This is a genomic window from Klenkia terrae (genome assembly GCF_037083865.1).
In the GTDB taxonomy this organism is placed as follows: Bacteria; Actinomycetota; Actinomycetes; order Mycobacteriales; family Geodermatophilaceae; genus Klenkia; species Klenkia terrae.
The window spans coordinates 1-3,664 of sequence record NZ_JBAPLV010000058.1 but is presented as its reverse complement, the minus strand read 5'-3'; the positions used below and the strand labels follow the sequence as shown (position 1 = coordinate 3,664).

The following is a 3,664-nucleotide window of genomic DNA, read 5'->3' as shown; positions in this document are numbered from 1 at the left end:
GGGGGGGCCCCCCCCCCCCCCGGCCCCGTCCCGAGGGCCCCGGGCGCGCGGAGCGTGTCCGGGGGTGGGACGGGGTCCTTCCTCAGTGGGAGTGGCCGTGCCCGCCGTGGCTGTGGCCGTGGTGGCCGCCGCCGGCGTGCTCGTGGGTGTCCTCGGGTGCCTCGACGACCGCGGAGTCCGTCGTCAGGATCATCGCCGCGATCGAGGCGGCGTGGCCCAGGGCGGCCTTGGTGACCTTGACCGGGTCGATGACCCCGTCGGCGGCCAGGTCGCCGTACTCGCCGGTGGCGGCGTTGAAGCCCTGCCCGACGCCGAGCTCGCGGACCTTGCCGACGACGACCGCACCCTCGAAGCCCGCGTTGGACGCGATCTGCGAGAGCGGGGAGTCCAGCGCCTTGCGCACCGACCGGGCGCCGGTCAGCTCGTCACCGGTGAGGGTGAGCGCGTCGACGGCCGCGGCGGCGTGCACGAGTGCCGAGCCACCACCGGGGACGACGCCCTCCTCCACCGCGGCGCGGGTGGCGGCGATGGCGTCCTCGATCCGGTGCTTCTTCTCCTTCATCTCCACCTCGGTGGCCGCACCGACGCGGATGACCCCGATGCCGCCGGCGAGCTTGGCGAGGCGCTCCTGCAGCTTCTCGCGGTCCCAGTCGGAGTCGGTGGACTCGATCTCGCGGCGGATCTGGGCCACCCGGTCGGCCACGGCGGTGGGCTGGCCGCCGCCGTCGACCAGGACGGTGTCGTCCTTGGTGACGGTGAGCCGGCGGGCGGTGCCCAGCACCTCGAGGCCGACCTCGGAGAGCTTGAGGCCGACGTCCTCGGACACGACCTGGCCACCGGTGACGATCGCGAGGTCCTGCATGAACGCCTTGCGCCGGTCGCCGAAGAACGGCGACTTCACCGCGACGACCTTGATGGTCTTGCGGATGGAGTTGACGACGAGGGTGGACAGCGCCTCGCCCTCGACGTCCTCGGCGACGATGAGCAGCGGCCGGGCGCCGGTGCCGAGCACCTTCTCCAGCAGCGGCAGCAGGTCGGCCAGGGCCGAGACCTTGCCGGCGACCAGCAGGACGAGGGCGTCGTCGAGGACGGCCTCCATCGACTCCTGGTCGGTGACGAAGTACGGCGACAGGTAGCCCTTGTCGAAGGCCAGGCCCTCGGTCACGACCAGCTCGGTGTCCAGGGTGTTGGACTCCTCGACGGTGATGACGCCGTCCTTGCCGACCTTCTCCATGGCCTCGCCGATCAGGTCACCGATGACGGAGTCCTGGGCGGAGATGGTGGCCACGTGGGCGATGGCGCGGCGCTCGTCGACGGGGATGGCGACCTCGTCCAGCGCGGCCTGCACCGCGGCGACGGCGGCGTGGATGCCCCGGCCCAGCGCGGTCGGGTTGGCGCCGGCGGCGACGTTGCGCAGGCCCTCGTGGACCAGTGCCTGGGCCAGCACGGTGGCGGTGGTGGTGCCGTCGCCGGCCACGTCGTTGGTCTTGGTCGCGACGTTCTTGGCCAGCTGCGCGCCGAGGTTCTCGAACGGGTCCTCGAGGTCGACCTCGCGGGCGATGGTGACGCCGTCGTTGGTGATGGTCGGGGCGCCGAACTTCTTGTCGATGACCACGTTGCGGCCACGGGGGCCGAGGGTCACGCGGACGGCGTCGGCCAGCTTGTCGACGCCGCGCTCGAGGCCGCGGCGGGCGTCCTCGTCGAAACGGATGATCTTGGGCATGGGGACCTCTTCGATCTGGGGGTTCTGGGGGTGGGACGCGAACCGCCCCGGGACCCGGTGGTGCTCGGGTCGCCCGGGGCGGTTCGGTGGATCAGGTGTCGCGGGGTGAGCTCAGCTCACTTGACGACGACGGCCAGCAGGTCGCGGGCCGAGAGCACGAGGTAGTCCTCGCCGGCGTAGCGCACCTCGGTGCCGCCGTACTTCGAGTAGACGACGACGTCGCCCACGTTCACGTCCAGGGGGACGCGGTTGCCGTTGTCGTCGATGCGGCCGGGGCCGACGGCGATGACGGTGCCCTCCTGGGGCTTCTCCTTGGCCGTGTCCGGGATGACCAGACCGGAGGCCGTGGTGGTCTCGGCCTCGTTGGCCTGGACGACGACGCGGTCCTCGAGCGGCTTGATGCTGACCTTGGTGGCGGTGGTCACAGGGTGACTCCCCCTTCTCGTCCGACGAGCAGTGGATGGTGCTGACGCTGTGGCACGGGGGCCGGGGTCTGCCGTCGCGGGGGTCAGGCCCGGCCCGTGTCGATTGGCACTCTACCCACCCGAGTGCCAGCTGCTCAAGCGGGTCGGCCGCCGCACGCCCAGGAGGGTGGGCCAGGCTGTGCCGATGCCCTCGCAGGTACGCGCCGAGCAACCGGTCACCGCGGCCGAGACCGTCCGCCAGCTGCGCGCGCTGGCCACGCCCGAGGGCACGGCCGCGCTGGCCCGGGCCGGCCGGCTGCTGGCCGACCGCACCGACGTGGTGACCGCGCTGTCCCGCCTGCGCGCGGAGTTCGGCGCCGAGGTCGGGGGGCCGGCCTGGGGCGTGGCCCGTCAGCGGGAGAAGGCCCGGCCGGCCTTCGGGGCGGACACCGACCGGCTGCTGTTCACCGGGGACACCCTGGAGCAGGCCGGCCGTCCCGAGCTGGCTGCCCGCCGGGCCGCCCGCCTGCTGGCCGGCGGGGTCGCCGACGCCGTCGACCTGGGCTGCGCCTCGGGCACCGAGACGATCGCGCTGGCCCGGGCCGGGGCGTCGGTGGTCGCCGTCGACCGCGACCCGGTTGCCCGGGAGCTGACCGCGCACAACGTCGCCGCCCTCGGGCTGACCGCCCAGGTGCGCGACGCCGACGTGGTGGAGCTGGTGGCCGCCGCCCGCGACGGGCGGGTGGCCGACTGCACGGCCGCCGTCCTCGACCCGGCCCGGCGGGCGGGGGGACGCCGGATCCTGGACCCCGACGGCTGGTCCCCGCCCTGGTCCACGGTCACCGAGCTGCTGGACCGGGTGCCCCGCTCGGTGGTGAAGGTGGCCCCGGGCCTCGACCACGACCGGGTGCCCGCCGGCGTCGAGGCCGAGTGGGTGTCGGTGGGCGGCTCGATCGTCGAGGCGCTGCTGTGGGGCCGTGGCCTGTCGAGCACCTGGCGGCGGGCGACCGTCGTCCGGTCCGGGCAGGTGCACGAGCTCGCCGTGGACGCCGACCCCGGCCGGGCACCGGTCGCCGCGCCGCGGGGGTGGCTGCACGAACCCGACCCCGCCGTCATCCGGTCGGGGCTGGTCGCCACGGTGGCCGAGCGGCTGGGGGCCACGCTGGTCGACGGGCAGATCGCCTACCTGACCTCCGACGCCCCCGCGGACTCCCCGTGGGTCAGCTCCTACCGGGTCACCGACGTGCTGCCGTTCTCGGTCAAGCGGCTCAAGGCCCTGCTGCGCGAGCGCGGCATCGGCCGGGTGGTGGTGAAGAAGCGCGGCTCGGCGGTCGAGCCGGAGGCCCTGGTCAAGCAGCTGCGCGGCAAGGGCGAGGGGCGGGCCGTCGTCGTGGTGACCCGGGTGGCCGACGTCCCCACCGTCCTGCTCTGCGAGCCCTAGATGAGTAAGTCCGAATGACACAGGTGTGATTTCAGGGCGGAGGGTGCTGGGGTACGGGTTGTGACGACCGACCTCAACACCCTCCTGACCTCACTC

The 3,664-nt window shown here is 73.9% G+C and carries 3 protein-coding genes; 1 reads left to right on the top strand and 2 read right to left on the bottom strand.

Annotated features, from left to right (window positions below):
* Positions 1–82: 82 nt before the first annotated feature.
* Both groL and groES read right to left on the bottom strand, forming a co-directional pair.
* Entirely contained in the window at positions 83–1,723 is a 1,641-nt protein-coding gene (gene groL, locus UXQ13_RS23450) for a chaperonin GroEL (protein ID WP_225232890.1), read from the bottom strand.
* 116 nt (positions 1,724–1,839) lie between these two features.
* Positions 1,840–2,148 carry a co-chaperone GroES gene (groES, locus tag UXQ13_RS23445; RefSeq protein ID WP_055764705.1) on the bottom strand — a complete coding sequence of 103 codons (309 nt, stop codon included), beginning with the start codon at positions 2,146–2,148 and terminating at the stop codon, positions 1,840–1,842.
* Positions 2,149–2,332: 184 nt separating this feature from the next.
* Here groES and UXQ13_RS23440 point away from each other — a divergent pair, with 184 nt between their 5' ends.
* A complete protein-coding gene (locus UXQ13_RS23440; protein ID WP_225232891.1) occupies positions 2,333–3,568 on the top strand; it encodes a class I SAM-dependent methyltransferase in 1,236 nt (411 codons plus the stop codon).
* Positions 3,569–3,664 lie beyond the last annotated feature (96 nt).